This window comes from Lentzea kentuckyensis (genome assembly GCF_002150765.1).
In the GTDB taxonomy this organism is placed as follows: Bacteria; Actinomycetota; Actinomycetes; order Mycobacteriales; family Pseudonocardiaceae; genus Lentzea; species Lentzea kentuckyensis.
Genome location: NZ_MUYM01000248.1, coordinates 1 through 1,567 on the forward strand (window position 1 = coordinate 1; position 1,567 = coordinate 1,567).

General features: G+C 69.0%; 3 protein-coding genes. 2 read left to right on the forward strand and 1 reads right to left on the reverse strand.

Translation table 11 applies throughout. The features are described from left to right. Positions 1-367 (reverse strand): AfsR/SARP family transcriptional regulator (locus B0F77_RS46435; RefSeq protein ID WP_211294389.1); only part of this gene is annotated, 367 nt, incomplete at its 3' end. A gap of 52 nt (positions 368-419) precedes the next feature. On the opposite strand from B0F77_RS46435, the gene B0F77_RS46440 reads away from it, so the two are divergent. Further along, on the forward strand, positions 420-881 hold the full coding sequence (locus B0F77_RS46440; protein ID WP_086669368.1) for a (2Fe-2S)-binding protein: 462 nt from the start codon (positions 420-422) through the stop codon (positions 879-881). Beyond that, the coding region (locus B0F77_RS46445; protein ID WP_158103033.1) for a molybdopterin cofactor-binding domain-containing protein at positions 878-1,567 on the forward strand (690 nt) is incomplete at its 3' end. The genes B0F77_RS46440 and B0F77_RS46445, both read left to right, overlap by 4 nt.

The window sequence follows — 1,567 nt, forward strand, 5'->3', positions numbered from 1 at the left end:
GCGCGGGCCCGCGCCAGTACCCCAGCGCCTCGTCCGGGTCCCCGGCGGCGCGGAAGAGCTGCAGGTCGAGCGAGCCGTCGGGGATGTCGAGCCGGTACCCCTGCCGCGACCACTCCAGCGACACCCCGGGGAGGTCCTTCAACGCCCTTCTGAGCTGCGACACGTGCACCTGCACCGCCTTGCGCGCGCTCGCGGGCGGATCGCCGTGCCACAGGACCGACATCAGGTGGTCGACGCTGACGATCTGACCGGCGTGCACCAGCAGCATCAGCAGGACCTGGCGCGGTTGACCAGCGGGAACGTGCACGTCCCGCTGCCCGTGCGTGACGAGCAGCGGCCCAAGCACCCCGAACCGAACGCCGTCCACGAAGCAACGATATCCGGTCCATAACGGTGTTGCGGCCGCTACTCTCGGTTAAGTGAGCATGCACCGGCTGCACATCAACGGTGAGATCCACGAGGTCGAGGCCGACCCGGAAACTCCGCTGCTCTGGGTGCTCCGCGACCACCTGGGGCTGACCGGCACGAAGTACGGTTGCGGCGTCGGCGCTTGCGGTGCGTGCACGTCCATAGTGGACGGCCACGCGTTCCGTCCGTGCGAGCACTCCGTGGAGAGCATGCGGGAACAGGACGTCCTGACCATCGAGGGCGTCGCGGACCACCCGGTGCAGCAGGCGTGGCTGGACGAGGACGTCACGCAGTGCGGGTACTGCCAGCCAGGCCAGATCATGGCGACGATCGCGTTGCTGGCCAAACATCCCGACCCGACCGACCACGACATCGACGAGGCGCTGCGGCACAACGTCTGCCGGTGCGGCACGTATCCCCGGATCCGCAGGGCGATCCGCAACGCCGCCGCCCGGATGCGAGCGGAGTCATGAATCCCTTTGTGCGCATAGACGCCGAGTCCGGCCGGATCACCGTCACCGTCCCGGTTCCGGACACCGGTCAGGGCGTGCGCACCGCCGTCGCCATGATGGTCGCGGAAGAACTGAAGGTCCCCGTGGAAAGCCTCCGGATCGAACAGGCGGACGGCGACCCGGAGACCTATGGACCGCAGACCTCGGCCAACTCCAACACGATGCAACGCGTGCACGAGCCGATCCGCACGGCCGCGGCCACCGTCCGGCACCAGCTGGTCATGGCAGCCGCACAACGTTGGCGGGTAAGCGAAACAGCGTGCAGCGCCGAGGACGGTTTCGTCCGGCACGCGGACAAGCGCTTCAGCTATCAGGAACTGGCAGCGGAAGCCAGCGGGCTCACGCCGTCCGACGTCGTGCTCACGCCACAGGAGCACTGGCGCGTCCTCGGCAACCCGGCGATCAAACGGGTCGATCAGGACGCGATCGTCACCGGCAGGCTCCGGTACGCCATCGACCAGCCGGCGGACCTGGTCGCCGTCATCGCCCGGCCACCGTGGATCGGCGCCGCCCCAACGGGTTTCGACGCCACCGACGTCCGCGACGCCGAGGTCGTCCAGCTGGACGACGGGTTCGCGGTGCTCGCGAAGGACACCTACACCGCGATCAAGGGCCGGGAGCACCTCAGGACGACCTGGGCCGGCGGC